Source organism: Bacteroides sp. AF39-16AC, assembly GCF_003602735.1.
In the GTDB taxonomy this organism is placed as follows: Bacteria; Bacteroidota; Bacteroidia; order Bacteroidales; family Bacteroidaceae; genus Bacteroides; species Bacteroides uniformis.
This window is the reverse complement of the sequence record NZ_QTLN01000013.1, coordinates 1-18427: the sequence shown is the minus strand read 5'-3', so window position 1 is coordinate 18427 and position 18427 is coordinate 1. Positions and strand designations below refer to the sequence as shown.

Below are 18427 nucleotides of genomic sequence, written 5' to 3'. Positions count from 1 at the left end.
CCCCTCGTTCCCTTGAAGGGGAGGGAGGATAGTCTTTCTGTTTTTATGGAACACGCTCTTGAAATTATCGGTACACTTGTCGGATTGCTCTACCTCTGGTTGGAGTACCGGGCAAGCATTTATCTTTGGATAGCGGGCATCATTATGCCTGCCGTTTACATCTTCGTCTACTACGATGCGGGGCTGTATGCCGACTTCGGGATAAATATCTACTATCTGGGGGCTGCTATCTACGGGTGGATGATGTGGAAATACGGTACGTTTCTGCGCCGGAAGATTCTACGGCAGAAAGCCCCGGTGCAGCAGGTGGAGGACAGAAGAACAGAAGGACAGAAGGAACTCCCCATTACGCGGATGCCGGTGCGCTATCTGCTGCCGCTGACTGTCATATTCGCTGCTGCCCTTTTGGGCATTGCGTGGATATTGGTGAACTTCACGGACAGCAATGTGCCCTGGCTGGACTCTTTCACCACTGCCATGAGCATCATCGGCATGTGGATGCTGGCACGGAAATATGTGGAACAATGGTGGGCATGGATTGCGGTGGATGTAGTGAGCACCGGGCTGTACATCTACAAAGGACTCGATTTTACGGCCGGACTATACGGCCTTTATACAATTATAGCTATCTTTGGCTACTTCAAATGGAGGAAAATGATGAACAAGGATGAAGGATTAGAGATTAGGGATTAAGAAAGATATGAAAAACGAACTATCAACGAGCAACGAGCAATTATTAACTATTGATGCCGTAGTTTTGGCGAATGGGGAATATCCTGCAAGTCCCCTACCTTTAAAGATATTGGCAGAAGCGCCTTACGTGGTCTGTTGCGACGGCGGAGCGGACGAATACATCCGCCGGGGCCATACTCCCGACGTAATCATCGGCGACGGTGACTCCCTCAGTGATGAAAACCGCCGGAAGTTCGGACATATCCTGCACCGCATCAGCGACCAGGAAACCAACGACCAGACCAAAGCCGTCAATTTCCTGCTGGCGCAAGGTAAACGCCGCATCGCCATCATCGGTGCCACGGGAAAGCGTGAAGACCATACCCTGGGAAATATCAGCCTGCTCATCGACTATCTCCGCGCCGGAGCCGATGTACGTACCTATACCGATTACGGCATCTTCATCCCCTGCCGGGGTACCCGCACCTTCCCAAGCCATCCCGGACAGCAAGTATCCATCATCAACTTCACTGCACACGGTCTGCATGACAAAGGACTGGTCTATCCCCTCAGCGACTTCACCAACTGGTGGCAAGGCACACTCAACGAATGCACCGGTACGGAATTCACCATCGAGGCGGAAGGGGAATACCTGGTATTCGTCACTACTTCTTCGCTTCCGCCACTTCAACAAAGTACACGCTGATACAAATCATGGCAATGGCAGCGGCTTGCGTCCAGCTGAAACGGTCTTGCCCCAAGGTGAGGGAAACAACGGTAGTCACCACCAATATCAGATAGCTGTACATGGCTACAACCGTCGTCTTGAGATACTTCAAGCCCACCGGAACCAGAAAGTAACTGAGGTAAGTAGGGAAAACCAGCACAAAAGCCAGCACCGCCCACGGCACCCAGTGCCACTCCCCATGCAAGGCATCCGTAAGCAAGGGTGCATCCCAGCCTATAATGGACGACACTATCAATCCCATTACTGCCGCACCGCCAAAGATGTACTTCATCATCGTCACTACCCCGACCTCTTCCAGCAATTTCTTGCTCACAATCAGGTAAACGGCAAAGACCAGCGAACTTACCATGCAGAACATGTTTCCCGTAAATGCATCGTGCGCCAAGTCGTCACTGCCTTGCGTAAGGATGCACAGCAACGCACCGCCAAAACCCAGCGCTATACCGATAATCTTCATCAGCGTAGCCTTTTCGTGCAGGAAAAAGACGGATATCAGAAAGACCCAAATGGGTTGCATAGAGTTGAAGATGGCACTGGAAACCGGAGTCGTCTTGCTGATGCCCAGCAGATAGCAGAACATGAATCCGTAGAGTCCGAAGGCTCCCAGACAGAACAGCCCTATCCGTTGCCGCTTTGTGGCCGGTGCCTCCTTTACAAACCAGCTTGTTATCCAAAATGCCACGGCAGCAAAGACACAACGCACCGTGACACCCGTCAATGCACCCAGCCACAAAGGGAGCAGAAATTTCAATCCATTCATATTCAACCCCGCCATGACGCGCGACGCAACCATACTGAGATTGGCTTCCAGTTTCTTATCTTTCATCAGCTTCGTATTTTTCCCCTCAAACAATTCATTACTTTGAAATGTTTTAAGGGAAAAGGAGATAACGTTATGGCAAAAGTTAAAGAAGAGCAATCGTCCCAGCAAACAAAGCAAGTCCTCGCATTCTCCACCCGGCTACGCCATGACCTTAAGAAAGCCTGCCGGCAACTGGATGAGGGAGAAGGACAAGAGGACGTCACAATCAGTAAGGAGGTGAAGGCATGGCTAAACAAATAATCTGGTCGCCCCTCGCCAAAGAAGCTCTGAAGGACCTGCTGATTTCCTCGCAAGAAAGAGATGGCAACAAACGGTGTGGCGGGACTCTGTACACCTTGTTCCAAAATGCATTGTACCGTGTCACGCTGAATCCGCTTATCGGACAGCCCACCGAAGCAGAGAACATACGGTACATCATTCCGCATCCCGACTATACGCTTCTTTACCGGCACAGTCTCCGGAAGATTGAAGTGCTTGTGCTATGGAACAACCATCATAAGTTGGGCAGCATGATAAACATCATCCGGGAAGAACCCGATACAGAATAAAGCAGCCAATCTTGTCAAGAGCAGATTTATGGAAGATTAACGGAACAGACGCATGATCGTCCGTTCATATAGCCGGAACAAACCATGTATCCGTCCCGAACATATCATCCGTTTATCCTCGACACACCATCTGTCAGCGCTGAACATATCATCCGAAAGCTCGGAGCTTTTCATCCGAAACATCCGGACTTTTCGTCAAAAACATCCGAGCTTTTCGTCAAAACCGCCGGGATTTTCCAAGCAAATGCCTGCCATTCCGCTTGCTGAAGTGGAGGATTAAATCTGTAAAGCACCGGTTTAGGAGAGTAAACCCTAAGCTTTGGCTAATGAAGTGACGGAAGAACACAACAAAAAAGGAGAAGCGACGCCTCTCCTTTTATGCTAATTTAAAATTGAATCTGAACTAAGATTGCAGTTACAAAGATACAACATCCGAAAGGCAATGTCAAGCAATCCGGTGTTTTTCTTTACGGACGTCCCATTCTTTATACATGCATCAGATATTGCTTGAAGTCTGCAAAATCCTTCGACATTGGCAGGCTCTTCTTCTCGCCGCGCATAAAGGCCTGAAGCTTGGCAGGTATTTCTACGGCTTCACCGATAATCTTCTCCACTGTATCCTTGAACTTCGCCGGATGGGCCGTTTCCAAGAATACGCCCGTTTCGCCGGGTTTCAGTCCTTCGGCCAGGGCCCGGAAGCCGCAGGCTCCGTGCGGGTCGAGCAGGTAATGGTCCTTCTTCCACACTTCCCGCATGGTTTCGGCAATCTGCTCGTCGGTATAAGTGGCACCGCTGATTTCGGCAGAGATGGCGGCATGGCTGCCTCCGTAAAGGTCGAGTACACGGGCAAAGTTGCTCGGGTCGCCCACATCCATCGCGTTGGCAATGGTGGCAATACTGGGACGCGGCGTATAAACACCCGTCTGCAAATATTGGAAGAAGATATCATTGCGGTTATTGGAAGCGATAAAGCGTTCCACGGGCAGTCCCATACGCTTGCCGAAGAGGCCGGCAGTGATATTGCCGAAGTTACCGCTGGGTACACACACGACGGCATTGCCTCCCTTGCCGGCACGTTTCAGTTGAGCATAGGCATAAAAGTAATAGAATGCCTGCGGCAAGAAACGCGCCACGTTGATGGAATTGGCACTGGTCAGTTGCAGATGTTCGTTGAGCTCGCGGTCCATAAAAGCGGATTTAACCAAAGCCTGGCAATCGTCGAACGTACCATCGACCTCAATAGCCGTGATATTCTGCCCTAAGGTAGTGAACTGTTTCTCCTGGATTTCACTGACTTTTCCCTTCGGGTAGAGCACATAGACGTGTATGCCTTCCACACCGAGGAAGCCATTGGCAACGGCACTGCCCGTATCACCGGAGGTAGCAACAAGCACATTGACTTGCTTCTTGCCCTCTTTCTTGATAAAGTATCCCAGCAAACGCGCCATGAAGCGACCGCCTACATCCTTAAAGGCAAGCGTCGGACCATGGAACAGCTCAAGCGAATAAATATTCTCCGTCACCCGGACCAGAGGGACATCGAAACTGAGTGTGTCATAAACAATCTGTTTCAGCGTATCGGCAGGAACATCCTCGCCAAAGAAAGCATCTGCCACGCGATAGGCTATCTCCTGAAAGCTGAGTGTATCGATGCTATCGTAAAACTCTTGTGGCAGAGTTTTGATTGTAAAGGGCATGAAAAGCCCCTTGTCTGCGGCAAGCCCCTTTACCACGGCCTCTTCAAGAGTGGCTTCGGGGGCTTGTTTGTTGGTGCTATAATATTTCATTGCGGTATTTTTTTATTCACCACAGAGTCTCACAGAATTCTCTATAAATAAAACCCCGTGAAACTCTGTGTTACTCTGTGGTGGAACTCATAAATTCATTAATAAACTCGTCTTCTTTCATCAGTCCGTAACTGCCTTCGCAGGCTGCCACTTCATCAAATGTCCGTACTTCGTCAGCCTCGATACCCGGATGCCAAATGAGGAACGGGATAGGTTCGGCCGTATGCGTACGGAGTTCGCAGGGAGTGGGATGGTCGGGCAATACGGAGATAGCAACGGGTTCCTCCCAATCCTTCACAGCCTCGTAGATAGGACCTACGGCACGGCTGTCCAGATTCTCAATCGTCATAATCTTCAAGGGGACATTTCCTTCGTGACCGGCCTCATCACTGGCCTCGATATGCAGGTAGACAAAATCATCCGTCCGCAATGCATCAAGGGCGGCAGCCACCTTATTCTCATAGTTGGTATCATAAAGCCCCGTCGCACCTTCTACGGTGATGCGCCGCAATCCGGCATAGTAGCCGATGCCGTTAATCAAATCCACGGCAGAAATCACAGCACCACGCTTCACCTGCGGGAACTTGTCTGAAAGGCGCTCCATCTGCGGACGATAACCGGGACTCCACGGCCAGATGCTATTGGCAGGGTCCTTACCCTCGGCCTTCCGCTTCATGTTGACCGGATGGTTTTCCAGCAACACTTGCGAACGGAAAATCAAATCATTAATCAAATCGGCAGTCTGCTTCGGAGTAAGCTCTGCACCGCCTTCGGGGACCGAAATATTCTCCGTACCCTCCATCGGCTTCACCATCAACGGACGGAAAGGCCTCAAAGGGACATCGTGGGGCGGCGTACAGTCAATGCGCTTGTCCCCTCCTTTTATTACCAGCAGATGGCGGTATTGCACGCCCGTATGGAAATGCACGCGGTCATCACCCAAATGCTCCTGAAGGTATTTTACCAACACATCCGCTTCCTCTGTAGTAATGTGCCCGGCAGAATGATTCTTGATATTGTCTCCCTCGATGCAGATAATGTTGCAGCGCATCGCCATCTCACCCGGCTGCAAGTCCACACCGATACTCGCCGCCTCCAATGGACCGCGGCCTTCGTACACCTTCGGCAGGTTATAGCCCAGAACGGACATATTCGCCACCTCACTGCCGGGATGAAATCCCTCGGCCACCGTCACCAGCCTTCCCACACGTCCCATGCGTGCCAGCTTGTCCATATAGGGAGTTGCAGCCGCCTGCAGCAAGGTTTTACCTCCCAGAGCCTTCACGGGCCAGTCGGCCATACCATCACCCAATATAATGATGTGTTTCATCTTTCTATATTACGATTTGGATTAAACGTTTGCAATGCTCATAATATCCGCAAATACCCCCGCAGCCGTTACACCCGCACCGGCTCCGTAGCCTTGTATCATCATCGGATATTCCTTATAGCGTGCCGTGGTCAGCAGGATGATGTTATTGCTGCCTTCCAGCCCGTAGAACGGATGGTTGGCGCCGACTTCCTGCAAACCGACAGATGCTTTGCCATTTTCCAGTTTGGCTACGAAACGCCAATGCTTGTTCTCGGCTTCCAACACCTTGCGGCGGGCTTCGAAATCGGCATCGAGGCTCGGCACTTTCTTCCAGAAGTCATCCAGGGAGCCTTCAAAGAAGTCATCGGGCACAAAGAGGTTCTTCTCAACATCGCTCTGTTCCAAACAGTAACCGGCCTCGCGTGCCAGAATCACCAGTTTGCGGATAACATCCTTTCCGCTGAGGTCGATACGCGGATCGGGCTCGGAGTAACGTTCCTCCTGCGCCATCTTAATGGTCTTGCTGAAAGGAATGTCGGCACTGATTTTATTGAAGATATAGTTCAACGTACCGCTCAGCACGGCTTCAATCTTCAATATCTTATCACCGCTATGGATAAGGTCGTTAATGGTATTGATGATGGGGAGTCCGGCGCCTACATTGGTTTCAAACAAGTACTTCACACCGCGTTGGCGGGCAATCTGTTTCAGTTCACGGTAGTTCTCGTATTCGGAAGAAGCAGCAATCTTGTTAGCAGCCACTACCGAAACATTGTGCAGCAGCAAGTCCTTGTAAAGGGAAGCCACGCCTGCACTTGCCGTACAGTCCACAAAGACAGAGTTAAAGATGTTCATACCGATAATCTCATTACGCAGCGTTTCCAGAGAGCTGTCCTTTCCCTTCTCCTGCAGTTCTTCACGAAAACGTCCCAAATCGAAACCTTCGCGGCTGAACATGGCTTTGTTTGCATCGGCAATGCCCACTACATTCAGCTGCAGGCCGTTCTCCTGCATCAGCTTCTGGCGCTGGCTGTGAATTTGCTCTATCAAGCTGCCGCCTACGGTTCCTATGCCGCAGATAAAAAGATTCAGTACCTGATATTCCGACAAGAAGAAAGAATCATGGATGACATTCAGCGATTTGCGCAATGATTTGCTGTCCACTACAAACGAGATGTTGGTTTCCGAAGCACCCTGCGCACAAGCAATCACATTGATACCGTTACGCCCCAACGTACCGAACAGCTTTCCGGCAATACCCGGCGTATGCTTCATGTTCTCGCCTACGATGGCCACGGTAGCCAGGTTCTTTTCTGCCTGAATAGGAGAAATTTCTCCCATCTCTATTTCTTTGGCAAACTCCTCGTTCAGCACCTCGCAAGCCAGATCAGCATCCGCATTGCGCACACCGATAGACGTTGAATTCTCCGAAGAAGCCTGGGACACAAGGAACACACTGATGCCATTCTTTGCCAGCGCCTTGAAGATACGGTAGTTCACACCGATGACACCTACCATACCAAGGCCTTGCACTGTAATTAGGCTCGTATCATTGATGGATGAAATACCCTTGATGGCCTTGCTTTGCGGGTCGGAAACCTCTCGCTTGATGACAGTTCCCACACCCTCCGGATTGAAGGTATTCTTCACCAGAATGGGGATATTCTTGTGGCAAACCGGATAGATTGTAGGCGGATAGACCACTTTCGCACCGAAGTTACAAAGCTCCGTAGCTTCCACATAGCTCAATTCATTGATAGTGTATGCCCTGGAAATCACACGCGGGTCAGCTGTCATGAATCCGTCTACATCCGTCCAGATTTCCAGACTGTCGGCATCCAGTGCAGCAGCAATGATTGCCGCCGTATAGTCAGAGCCACCTCTACCCAGGTTCGTTACCTCTCCCGTCATTTTGTCTGTGGAGATAAAACCCGGAACCAATACGCGTTTGGGCAGGCTACTGAATGTCTCGCGCACCAACGAATTTGTCAGCTCCGTATCCAGCACATGCTTGGAATGCTTCTTTTCCGTCTTGATAAACTTGCGTGAGTCAAACCACTCCGCTCCCGTCAACTGGGCAACGATGATAGATGAAAGACGTTCGCCATAGCTCACAATCGTATCGGACGTCTTCTGCGAAAGGTCCTTTATCAGATAAATGCCCTGAAAGATGTCCTTCAGCTCGTTGAGCAACTCACCAATCTGGCGTTGCAAGGCAACCTGCGCCTCGCCTGCCGGAATCACTTCCTTAATCATTTCCACATGACGGTAGACAATCTCCCGGAACTCATTCTCGTAAGAAGCATCACCGGCTGCCGCCATTCTAGAGGTGTTTATCAACTTGTCCGTGATGCCACCCAATGCGGACACCACCACGATAACCGGTTCATCGACTGCTTCTACAATTCTCTTGACGCTCAAAATACTGTTCACGGAACCTACGGACGTTCCGCCGAATTTCATTACTTTCATTTCTCTTTATATTGTTGAGATGGTTGATACAATGTGTCGGAAACAAGCTGCTACGGCTTGCATTGACTTTAATTAAATGGAAAAACTGCTTGAAAATGGTGTAACACGTAGAAACACAAAATACTATCCCTAACCCCTAAGGGTCATGGTCCACATGGATGTGACTGTATGTTGATAGTACTTGTTCATAGTCTCTTGTTTCTATCATTTATGATAAGTGTTGCAAAAGTAACAATAAAAACATTCAATCTATCACTTTTTGCGACTTTTTTGCGATAAAAATACAGAAAGCCTCTAAAAAGGCAAGAAATATGCACAACTTACGGCTTACACTTTCACACTTTCCATACCTTTTTTCTGTATATCCGTTTATTCTTTTCTAACATTTTGCTATCATTCTCAATATATATCATTATATTTGCATGGAAAACATGAAAGAAAAGTGCACATGAGCCCAGAAAACACTTCCGTTTTGCTAATATACACCGGTGGAACTATCGGAATGATAGAGAATGCAGAAACCGGCGCCCTGGAAAGCTTCAACTTCGAGCAGTTGCAGAAACATGTTCCCGAACTTCAGAGATTTGCGTTCCGTATCGACACTTATCAATTCGACCCACCCATGGATTCCTCGGACATGGACCCCGATGCCTGGCGCAAACTGGTACGCATCATCAGCAACAACTACAACCAATATACAGGCTTCGTCATCCTGCATGGCACAGACACCATGGCCTACACAGCTTCTGCACTCAGCTTCATGCTTGAAGGGCTGAACAAGCCCGTCATCCTAACCGGCTCGCAACTGCCCATTGGCGTGCTCCGCACAGACGGCAAGGAAAACCTGCTGACCAGCATCGAAATAGCCACCGACCGCCACTCCAACGGACAGCCCATCGTACCCGAAGTCTGCATCTTCTTCGAAAACCACCTGATGCGCGGCAACCGTACCACCAAAATGAACGCGGAGAACTTCAATGCTTTCCGTTCCTTCAATTATCCGGTACTCGCTTCCGCCGGTATACATATTAAATATAATAATGTGCAAATTCATACGCACGGCACTCCCCACGAACTGGAGCCTCATTATCTGCTTGATACCAACATCGCCATACTGAAGCTTTTTCCAGGTATTCAAGAAAATGTCGTGGCAGCCATACTTGCCACTAAAGGACTGAAGGCCGTAGTCCTCGAAACCTACGGTTCCGGCAACGCTCCCCGAAAGGAATGGTTTCTACGCCGCCTGCATGATGCCTGCGAACAAGGCATCATCATTGTCAACGTCACCCAATGCAGTGCCGGCACTGTTGAAATGGAGCGCTATGAAACCGGTTACCAACTGATGCAGGCAGGAGTTGTCTGCGGATATGACAGCACAACGGAATCTGCCGTAACCAAGCTGATGTTCCTTCTGGGGCACGATTATCCACCTGCCGAAATACGCGAACTGATGGGACGACCGCTGGCAGGGGAAATTACCGTGTGAAGCACAACTATCACTGCACCGGGGTCAATTCTCCCGTCACAGAATCTATTATGAAACCGCTGACATTGATATCATTCGGTATCAGCGGATGATTGATAATAGCTTCCACCGTACCTTTTACCGATTTCTCCGTATCTTCGAATCCATACAGCCAAGACTCGAAATCCACTCCGCAGAAACGAATCATATCAATCGTCTCCTGCTTGATGCCCCGGGCCTTCATATGCTCTATCATCTGGGCGCTGCTCATGTGGCACGCACCGCAATCGGAGTGGGCAATAACCATCACTTCCGTCACGCCCAACTCGTAAATGGCCACCATCAGGCTACGAATGACACTACCGAACGGATGTGAAATGATTCCACCCGCATTCTTTATCATCTTCACATCGCCGTTCTTGATGCCCAAGGCTGCCGGCAGTAAAGCGGTCAAACGGGTATCCATACAAGAGAGGATGGCAATCTTCTTATCCGGGTATTTATTCGTGATGTATTTCTCATACCCCTTCTCGGCTACAAAACGCTTGTTGTATGCAAGAATATCTTCTATCATGGCTTTTATAACATGTTATTGTTTTCTACTCACAAAAATAAAAAAACTCTATGGGAGTCTGCAAGCCCTGCATCGAAAAATTGTACCTTTGGGCAATCATTTTAGAAGAGAATGCACAACTATGGCTAAAGAGAAGACGGTTTATGTATGCAGCAACTGCGGACAAGACTCTCCCAAATGGGTAGGCAAGTGTCCGTCGTGCGGAATGTGGAACACGTATGTGGAAGAGGTGGTACGGAAAGAAGTGGTGAACAAGCGTCCCGTATCGGGCATAGAGACCGCCAAAGCCAAACCCATAACCCTCCATGAAATTGTAGCCGATGACGAACCGCGCATCGACCTCCATGATGCCGAACTGAACCGGGTACTAGGTGGTGGTCTTGTACAAGGATCTCTTGTTTTGATTGGCGGCGAACCGGGCATCGGGAAATCCACCCTGGTGCTACAAACCGTACTCCGCATACCGGAAAAACGCATCCTCTACGTCTCCGGCGAAGAAAGTACCCGCCAATTGAAACTGCGTGCCGACCGCTTGACAAGTGCTTCCAGTGATTGCCTCATCGTATGCGAAACTTCCCTGGAACAGATTTACGTCCATATCAAGAACATCCGCCCGGACATCGTCATCATCGACTCCATACAGACGATTTCTACCGAAACCCTTGAATCGTCGCCGGGAAGCATCGCCCAGGTACGGGAATGTTCCGCCTCCATCCTGCGCTTTGCCAAGGAAACGCATACGGCGGTTATCCTCATCGGGCATATTAATAAGGAAGGAAGCATAGCCGGCCCCAAGGTACTGGAACATATCGTGGATACCGTACTCCAGTTTGAGGGCGACCAGCACTATATGTACCGCATCCTGCGTAGCATCAAGAACCGCTTCGGAAGCACTGCCGAACTGGGTATTTACGAAATGCGGCAAGATGGATTACGGCAGGTGAGCAACCCATCCGAACTGCTGCTGAGCCAAGACCATGAAGGTATGAGCGGCATAGCCATCGCCTCCGCGATAGAAGGTATCAGACCGTTCCTCATCGAGACGCAGGCATTGGTCAGCAGTGCCGTATATGGTAACCCACAACGCTCTGCCACAGGGTTCGACATCCGCCGCATGAATATGCTGCTGGCCGTATTGGAAAAACGTGTAGGCTTCAAGCTGGCACAGAAAGACGTCTTTCTCAACATTGCCGGCGGATTGAAAGTGAACGACCCGGCAATAGACCTTGCCGTCATCAGCTCTATCCTCTCCAGCAACATGGACACGGCCATAGAGCCGGAGGTGTGCATGGCGGGAGAAATAGGTCTGTCAGGTGAAATCCGCCCAGTGAACCGCATAGAGCAGCGCATCGGAGAAGCAGAGAAACTTGGATTCAAGCGATTCATACTTCCCAAGTATAATATGCAAGGACTGAACACGAAGAAGATTAAAATGGAATTGATACCGGTACGGAAGGTGGAAGAAGCATTCCGTGCCCTATTCGGATAATCATTATGATACAAGAATACCAACTGCGCGTATTGCCCGAAGTAGCGGCAAACGAGCAACGCCTGAAAGAGTACTTAGTACATGAGAAAGGACTGAATGCACGGGAGATAACAGCAACGCGCATCTTGAAGCGCAGTATCGATGCCCGCCAACGGACAATCTATATCAACCTCAACGTACGGGCATATCTGAACGAAATGCCGAAAGAGGACGAATATCAACATACCTTATATAATAATGTAGAAGGAAAGCCCCAAGTAGTAGTGGTAGGCGCCGGTCCCGGAGGACTCTTCGCCGCCCTGCGACTGATAGAGCTCGGTCTGCGCCCCGTCATTGTGGAGCGTGGAAAGGACGTACGGGAACGCAAGAAAGACTTGGCGCAAATCAGCCGCCAGCAACTCGTCAACCCGGAGTCCAATTACAGCTTCGGAGAGGGAGGTGCCGGAGCTTACTCGGATGGCAAGCTGTACACACGCAGTAAGAAGCGTGGCAATGTAGACAAGATTCTGAACGTCTTCTGCCAACATGGAGCCTCCACTTCCATTCTGGTAGATGCACATCCGCACATAGGTACGGACAAACTGCCGCGTGTCATCGAAAACATGCGGAACACTATCATCCAGTGTGGTGGCGAAGTCCACTTCGAAACACGCATGGACGCCCTGCTCATAGAGAAGGATGAAGTCAAAGGCATTGAAACAAATACCGGCAAGACTTTCCTCGGCCCGGTGATACTTGCCACCGGTCACTCCGCCCGGGACGTATACCGCTGGCTTGCCGCCAACAATGTAGAGATTGAAGCTAAAGGCATTGCCGTAGGCGTACGACTAGAACACCCTGCCACCTTGATAGACCAAATACAATATCACAACCGGAACGGACGGGGAAAATATCTGCCTGCCGCCGAATATAGCTTTGTAAACCAGGTAGACGGACGAGGAGTATATAGCTTCTGCATGTGTCCCGGCGGCTTCGTTGTGCCCGCCGCCAGCGGTCCCGAGCAGATTGTAGTCAACGGGATGAGTCCCAGCAACCGCGGTTCCCGTTGGAGCAATTCGGGAATGGTGGTAGAGCTACGCCCGGAAGACATAGAGCAATTTACTATTGACAATCTACAATTTACAATTTCTATGCAGCACGACAGCGCGGCTAATTGTCAATTGCCAACCGTCAATTCCCAATTAAGCATGATGTATTTTCAAGAGTATCTGGAGCGCCTCTGCTGGCAACAAGGCAATATGAAGCAGACAGCACCGGCACAGAGAATGGCAGACTTCACTAAGAAAAAACTGAGTTACGACCTGCCGGAAACTTCGTATGCACCGGGACTGGTTTCCTCACCTCTCCACTTCTGGATGCCCTCTTTCATTGCAGAACGCCTGAGCAAAGGTTTCCAGCTATTCGGGAAATACAGCCGTGGTTTCTTGACGAACGAGGCGACAATGATTGGAGTGGAAACCCGTACTTCGGCGCCGGTACGCATAACAAGAGACAAGGAGACACTGCAACATGTACGCGTAAAAGGATTGTTCCCTTGCGGAGAAGGCGCCGGATATGCCGGAGGCATTGTTTCTGCCGGAATTGACGGCGAACGATGTGCGGAAGCGGCAAAGGCATTCTTTGATTAAGCTATAATATTTACATCCAAATTTTGATTTTTCACTTTTTCTCGTTTAATTTGTAAACTATTATCACATATATGTTGTTATATTGTATTTATTATGAGGTTCATCATAAACATTGTATGCTTTCTATTCCTTTTGCCTCTCATAGCTACGGCGCAAACATATAAATACATAGGGGTGGAAAACGGATTGAGCAACCGCAGAATCTTCGACATTCAAAAGGATTCGGTAGGTTACATGTGGTTCCTCACCAACGAAGGCATAGACCGGTACAATGGAAAAGACATCAAGCATTATAAATTAATAGAAGAAAACAAAGAATCAAGTTTCCCCATCCATCTCGGTTGGCTGTATTTTGAAGAGAAAGGGAAATTATGGGTCATAGGTAAAGCCGGTCGTATTTTTCAATACAACCAAGAACACGATGTGTTCAACAGAGTATATAAACTGCCCAAGACACCGGTCAATATCAGCTACGGCTATATGGACTGCAATCACAGGATTTGGCTGTGCAGCAGATACAGCATCGCTCTCTACGACACACAAACCGGAGAGGTCCATCAAATGTCCAATGAACTGAAAAGCAGCATTACAAGTATCGAACAAGTGGACAATAACCACTTCTTCATGGGTACCGACAAGGGATTGCGATATGTCAAACTCGAAAATGAGACATTGCAGATTGTCCCTCTTGAACCTCTTGACAAAATCCAGGCCCAAATCAGTTCACTCTATTTCCACCAAGAATCACAAAGACTTTTCATCGGTACTTTTGAAAAAGGCGTCTTTGCCTACGACATACGGCAACAACGGATTATACACTCCAATACGGATTTGAGCGATGTAAACATTGCCCGAATCAAGCCTCTGAACCAGACAGAGCTATTGATAGCGACAGAAGGTATGGGTATACACAAAATCAACATGAACTCGTGTATCTCGGAACCGTACATCGTCTCCAGCTACAAAAGCCACAATGAGATGAACAGCAATAACATCAATGACATTTATATTGATGAAGAAAAGCGGATATGGATAGCCAACTACCCGGAAGGAATTACCATTATAGACAACCGGTACAAAAGCTACAACTGGATAAAGCATTCTATCGGAAACAGACAATCGCTGGTCAACGACCAGGTACACTCTGTCATTGAAGACAGTGACGGAGACCTATGGTTCGGAACAAGTAACGGAATCAGCCTTTATCAATCGAAAACCGGGCAGTGGCATTCATTCCTAAGCTCCTTCGACCATCAACTGAAAAACAAGAATCACATCTTCATTACGCTATGCGAGGTATCACCCGGCATTATTTGGGCAGGAGGATATACTTCGGGAGTATACAAAATAAATAAAAGGACACTCTCGGTAGAATATTTCTCCCCTTACCTGCTCAATCCGGACAACATTCGTCCTGACAAGTATATCCGCGACATCGTAAAAGACTCCAAAGGATATATCTGGTCCGGAGGGTTCTATAATCTGAAGTGCTTCGATTTGTCCCTGAATTCCGTCCGTCTGTATCCCGGAATAAATTCCGTCACCGCCATTACAGAAAAGGACGACGGACACATGTGGATTGGAACAAGTGCCGGACTGTATCTGCTGGACAAAGAGTCGGGTAGATTCCAATATGTCGCCTTGCAGGAAGAGACGACCTACATCAACACACTTTACCAAGCGGAAGACCTCTCTCTATATATAGGAACAAACGGCTCCGGAGTGGTTGTCTACAACGCAAAGGACAATACGTTCAAGCATTATCACAAGGACAATTGTGCCTTGATTTCAAACAACATCTACACCATACTCCCCGAGTCGGACGGGCATATCCTGATGAGTACCGAAAACGGAATCAGCTGTTTCCACCCTACGGAGAAGACATTCCACAACTGGACCAAAGAGCAAGGGCTGATGTCCTCCTGCTTCAGTGCCTCTTCCGGAACGCTACGCAAGAACAAGGGTTTTGTCTTTGGCAGCACAGACGGAGCCATCGAGTTCCCCGAAGGAACCCGTTTGCCCAAGTACATCTACTCTCCTATGATACTCAGCGATTTTCAGATACTCTATCAGACTGTCTTTCCCGGCAGTCCGAATTCCCCCTTGAAGGAAAACATCAACCAGACAGACCGGTTAAAGCTGAAATATAACCAGAACACTTTTTCCCTCAGCATTTCATCCATCAATTATGACGCGCCGGACAATGTCGCTTTCTACTGGAAGCTGGAAGGCTTTTACGATGACTGGAACCGCCTGGGTGAAGAAGGGCATCTCCGCTTCACCAACCTTGCCTCGGGCGATTACAAACTTTACATACGGGCGGTATCCAAGGAAGAGCCTTATCTTTATTTTGAAGAGCGAAGCATCGACATCAGCATTGCGCGCCCCGTCTGGTTCAGTTTTTGGGCCATAGCCTGCTATGTCCTGCTGACAGTACTGATGTCCGTTGTCGGTTTCCGTGTCATGGCACTGAGAAAACAGAAAAAGATATCCGATGAGAAAACCCGTTTCTTTGTCAATACCGCGCATGATATCCGCACGCCATTGACACTGATAAAGGCACCTCTGGAAGAAATGCTTGAAAACAAGACACTGAACGAAGCCGAGACCAACAATATGCACATGGCACTGAGAAATGTCAACTCCCTCCTGCGCATGACTACCAATCTGATAAACTTTGAACGGGCAGAAGTATATTCCCCTCATCTGTACATAGCAGAATATGAACTGAATACTTACATCAAGGAGATATACAACAATTTCCAGACCTATGCCACCATAAAACATATCACTTTCAGATACGAAAGCAATTTCAGCTACATGAATGTATGGTTCGACAAAGAGAAGATGGACTCTATCCTGGAAAATGTCATATCCAATGCTCTGAAGTATACTCCCAAAAATGGCGATATACTCATTTCTGTTTATGACATGAAAAGTTCCTGGAGACTGGAAGTCAAAGATAATGGAATAGGAATTCCCGCCAAAGAACAAAGAAAACTGTTCAAGATGCACTTCCGTGGAACAAATGCCATCAACTCCAAAATAACGGGAAGCGGTATCGGTCTGATGCTGGTGCGGAAGCTGGTAAGCCTGCACAATGGAAAAATATACATTGAGAGCACCGAATGCCAAGGCAGTACTGTCAGAATCATCCTTCCCAAAGAGAAAGAACAGTTCAAGAACTTCACTCTGTCCGTTAAGGATAAGAAGACCTTCTATGAACCGGATGTCCCCACCGTTCCTTTGAAACTTGCCGGAGAACTCCGGACTGAAGACAATGACAAACTGCATCGCATCTTGATTGTAGAAGACAATGACGAGCTGCGCAACTACCTCTTTCAGTCCTTCTCCAAGATTTACAATGTACAAGTATGCAACAACGGCAAGGAAGCGCTGACCATTGTAAAACAATTCTGGCCGGAACTGATTCTTTCCGACATCATGATGCCGGAAATGCGAGGCGACGAATTATGCATCGCCATCAAGAACGATATTGAAACATCCCACATCCCGGTAGTACTGCTGACGGCACTGGGAGATGAAAAGAACATTCTCGAAGGACTCCATATCGGTGCGGACGAATATATTGTAAAACCTTTCAGCATAAACATACTGAAAGCCAGCATTGCCAATCTGCTTGCCAACCGCGCATTGCTGCGCAAGAGATATGCGAATTTGGAAATCAATACAGAAGAAGAGCCCTCCACAACTACCACTTGCTCCAACAGTCTCGACTGGAAATTCATGTCGAATGTAAAGAGACATATCGAGGAGAACATGGATAATCCCGATTTCACAGTGGACGTATTGTGCTCGCTCCTGAATATGAGCCGTACCAGTTTCTACAGTAAACTGAAAGCGCTGACCGGCCAGGCACCGGCAGATTTCGTACGGAATATCCGTTTGAAACATGCTGCCGAGCTGTTGAAAGAAGGGAAATATTCCGTGACTGAAGTAGCAGAAAGAACCGGTTTCTGCGATGGGAAATACTTCCGGGAAGTCTTTAAGAAATATTTCAATGTCAGCCCCAGCCAATATGCGAAAGGAGACACTCCCCGTTCCCCAAAAGGAGAGGGAGAATAGTTCTGCATAGGAGAATTTTTCATTTTGCAGCCCCGCACAGACAAACCCTAAAAAATAATCCGTATTTTTGCAGAAACAAAAAAACGAGAATGACTCCTGAAATAGCAATCGTCGACTCCAACACCCTCTCCTGTCTGGGACTGCAGAACTTGCTGGAGGAAATCATCCCGACAGCCATCATCCGCTCTTTCCGTTCCTTTGGCGAACTGATGGATGATACGCCTGACATGTATGTGCATTATTTCATCTCTTCACAGATTTACTTCGAGCATACCGCTTTCTTTCTGGAGCGCAAGCCCAAAACCATTGTGCTGGTCAATGGTGAAACCGTCCCCCAACTGTCGGGCATGCCGACGCTAAACATCTATCAGGACGAACAAAATCTGGCAAAAAACATTCTGCAGCTGCGCCAATACGGAAACCAATACAGACAAAACCACGGAAAGCCGGCACCCGCCAGACACTCGGATATGGCAATAAATACAGCCGCCGGGCACGACCTTTCCGCCCGCGAAATAGAAGTGCTGGTGCTGATTACCAAAGGTCTCATCAACAAGGAGATTGCCGACAAACTGAACATCAGCCTGACCACCGTCATCTCACACCGCAAGAATATCACCGAGAAGCTGGGTATCAAGTCCGTGTCCGGGCTGACTATCTATGCCGTGATGCACGGATATGTGGAAGCGGACAGAATATAATCCTACAACCGGATACATCAGAAGCGAAGTCTTTTCAGAAAAACTTCGCCCCAATTAGTGTGCTAATGTGCTAACATCTAATCGTTCCTCCGTGGGGTAAAAATCGTTCCACCATGGTGGAA

At 48.7% G+C, this 18427-nt stretch carries 14 protein-coding genes; 9 read left to right on the top strand and 5 right to left on the bottom strand.

Annotation, left to right across the window (positions count from 1 at the left end; translation table 11 throughout):
• Positions 1–45 precede the first annotated feature (45 nt).
• Together pnuC and DW039_RS11995 are read left to right on the top strand one after the other, a co-directional pair.
• On the top strand, positions 46–693 hold the full coding sequence (gene pnuC, locus DW039_RS12000; RefSeq protein ID WP_035458096.1) for a nicotinamide riboside transporter PnuC: 648 nt from the start codon (positions 46–48) through the stop codon (positions 691–693).
• A gap of 7 nt (positions 694–700) precedes the next feature.
• Positions 701–1378 (top strand): thiamine diphosphokinase, encoded by a 678-nt coding sequence (locus DW039_RS11995; protein WP_044468549.1) that lies wholly within the window; start codon positions 701–703, stop codon positions 1376–1378.
• Here the strand turns inward: DW039_RS11995 and DW039_RS11990 are convergent.
• Positions 1338–2246 (bottom strand): DMT family transporter, encoded by a 909-nt coding sequence (locus DW039_RS11990; protein ID WP_117703582.1) that lies wholly within the window; start codon positions 2244–2246, stop codon positions 1338–1340. The genes DW039_RS11995 and DW039_RS11990 overlap by 41 nt on opposite strands.
• Positions 2247–2315: 69 nt before the next feature.
• On the opposite strand from DW039_RS11990, the gene DW039_RS11985 reads away from it, so the two are divergent.
• Together DW039_RS11985 and DW039_RS11980 are read left to right on the top strand one after the other, a co-directional pair.
• Positions 2316–2483, top strand: coding sequence for a hypothetical protein (locus tag DW039_RS11985; protein WP_016274202.1), 168 nt, complete (start codon positions 2316–2318; stop codon positions 2481–2483).
• Positions 2468–2791: a type II toxin-antitoxin system RelE/ParE family toxin gene (locus DW039_RS11980; protein WP_120381982.1), complete on the top strand. Its 324-nt coding sequence runs from the start codon at positions 2468–2470 to the stop codon at positions 2789–2791. The genes DW039_RS11985 and DW039_RS11980 overlap by 16 nt, the downstream gene beginning before the upstream one ends.
• Before the next feature lie 485 nt (positions 2792–3276).
• On the opposite strand, the gene thrC is transcribed toward DW039_RS11980, so the two are convergent.
• The 3 genes from thrC to thrA all read right to left on the bottom strand — a co-directional run bounded on the left by thrC (position 3277) and on the right by thrA (position 8362).
• Positions 3277–4578 (bottom strand): threonine synthase, encoded by a 1302-nt coding sequence (gene thrC / locus DW039_RS11975; protein WP_016274204.1) that lies wholly within the window; start codon positions 4576–4578, stop codon positions 3277–3279.
• 70 nt (positions 4579–4648) lie between these two features.
• Entirely contained in the window at positions 4649–5908 is a 1260-nt protein-coding gene (locus DW039_RS11970) for a cofactor-independent phosphoglycerate mutase (RefSeq protein ID WP_057282180.1), read from the bottom strand.
• Between the two features lie 21 nt (positions 5909–5929).
• Positions 5930–8362: a bifunctional aspartate kinase/homoserine dehydrogenase I gene (gene thrA / locus DW039_RS11965; protein WP_005828504.1), complete on the bottom strand. Its 2433-nt coding sequence runs from the start codon at positions 8360–8362 to the stop codon at positions 5930–5932.
• A 448-nt stretch (positions 8363–8810) separates the two neighbouring features.
• Here thrA and DW039_RS11955 point away from each other — a divergent pair, with 448 nt between their 5' ends.
• Positions 8811–9848 carry an asparaginase gene (locus DW039_RS11955; protein WP_120381981.1) on the top strand — a complete coding sequence of 346 codons (1038 nt, stop codon included), beginning with the start codon at positions 8811–8813 and terminating at the stop codon, positions 9846–9848.
• A gap of 10 nt (positions 9849–9858) precedes the next feature.
• Here the strand turns inward: DW039_RS11955 and DW039_RS11950 are convergent, their stop codons facing one another.
• Positions 9859–10401: a carbonic anhydrase gene (locus tag DW039_RS11950; protein ID WP_005834976.1), complete on the bottom strand. Its 543-nt coding sequence runs from the start codon at positions 10399–10401 to the stop codon at positions 9859–9861.
• A gap of 121 nt (positions 10402–10522) precedes the next feature.
• Here DW039_RS11950 and radA point away from each other — a divergent pair, with 121 nt between their 5' ends.
• The 4 genes from radA (at position 10523) to DW039_RS11930 (ending at position 18305) form a co-directional block, all read left to right on the top strand.
• On the top strand, positions 10523–11890 hold the full coding sequence (gene radA / locus DW039_RS11945) for a DNA repair protein RadA (RefSeq protein ID WP_005834974.1): 1368 nt from the start codon (positions 10523–10525) through the stop codon (positions 11888–11890).
• A gap of 5 nt (positions 11891–11895) precedes the next feature.
• Positions 11896–13518 carry an NAD(P)/FAD-dependent oxidoreductase gene (locus DW039_RS11940; RefSeq protein WP_005834972.1) on the top strand — a complete coding sequence of 541 codons (1623 nt, stop codon included), beginning with the start codon at positions 11896–11898 and terminating at the stop codon, positions 13516–13518.
• Between the two features lie 93 nt (positions 13519–13611).
• Complete coding sequence (locus DW039_RS11935; protein ID WP_120381980.1) at positions 13612–17604, top strand: two-component regulator propeller domain-containing protein; 3993 nt, start codon at positions 13612–13614, stop codon at positions 17602–17604.
• A gap of 89 nt (positions 17605–17693) precedes the next feature.
• Positions 17694–18305: a LuxR C-terminal-related transcriptional regulator gene (locus DW039_RS11930; protein WP_005828517.1), complete on the top strand. Its 612-nt coding sequence runs from the start codon at positions 17694–17696 to the stop codon at positions 18303–18305.
• Positions 18306–18427: the final 122 nt, after the last annotated feature.

Coding starts and splice junctions, on each gene's coding strand:
- pnuC (WP_035458096.1), top strand. CDS start 46: ATGGAACACGCTCTTGAAATTATCGGTACACTTGTCGGATTGCTCTAC.
- DW039_RS11990 (WP_117703582.1), bottom strand. CDS start 2,246: ATGAAAGATAAGAAACTGGAAGCCAATCTCAGTATGGTTGCGTCGCGC.
- DW039_RS11950 (WP_005834976.1), bottom strand. CDS start 10,401: ATGATAGAAGATATTCTTGCATACAACAAGCGTTTTGTAGCCGAGAAG.
- DW039_RS11995 (WP_044468549.1), top strand. CDS start 701: ATGAAAAACGAACTATCAACGAGCAACGAGCAATTATTAACTATTGAT.
- DW039_RS11955 (WP_120381981.1), top strand. CDS start 8,811: ATGAGCCCAGAAAACACTTCCGTTTTGCTAATATACACCGGTGGAACT.
- DW039_RS11970 (WP_057282180.1), bottom strand. CDS start 5,908: ATGAAACACATCATTATATTGGGTGATGGTATGGCCGACTGGCCCGTG.
- DW039_RS11940 (WP_005834972.1), top strand. CDS start 11,896: ATGATACAAGAATACCAACTGCGCGTATTGCCCGAAGTAGCGGCAAAC.
- thrA (WP_005828504.1), bottom strand. CDS start 8,362: ATGAAAGTAATGAAATTCGGCGGAACGTCCGTAGGTTCCGTGAACAGT.
- thrC (WP_016274204.1), bottom strand. CDS start 4,578: ATGAAATATTATAGCACCAACAAACAAGCCCCCGAAGCCACTCTTGAA.
- DW039_RS11935 (WP_120381980.1), top strand. CDS start 13,612: ATGAGGTTCATCATAAACATTGTATGCTTTCTATTCCTTTTGCCTCTC.
- DW039_RS11980 (WP_120381982.1), top strand. CDS start 2,468: ATGGCTAAACAAATAATCTGGTCGCCCCTCGCCAAAGAAGCTCTGAAG.
- radA (WP_005834974.1), top strand. CDS start 10,523: ATGGCTAAAGAGAAGACGGTTTATGTATGCAGCAACTGCGGACAAGAC.
- DW039_RS11985 (WP_016274202.1), top strand. CDS start 2,316: ATGGCAAAAGTTAAAGAAGAGCAATCGTCCCAGCAAACAAAGCAAGTC.
- DW039_RS11930 (WP_005828517.1), top strand. CDS start 17,694: ATGACTCCTGAAATAGCAATCGTCGACTCCAACACCCTCTCCTGTCTG.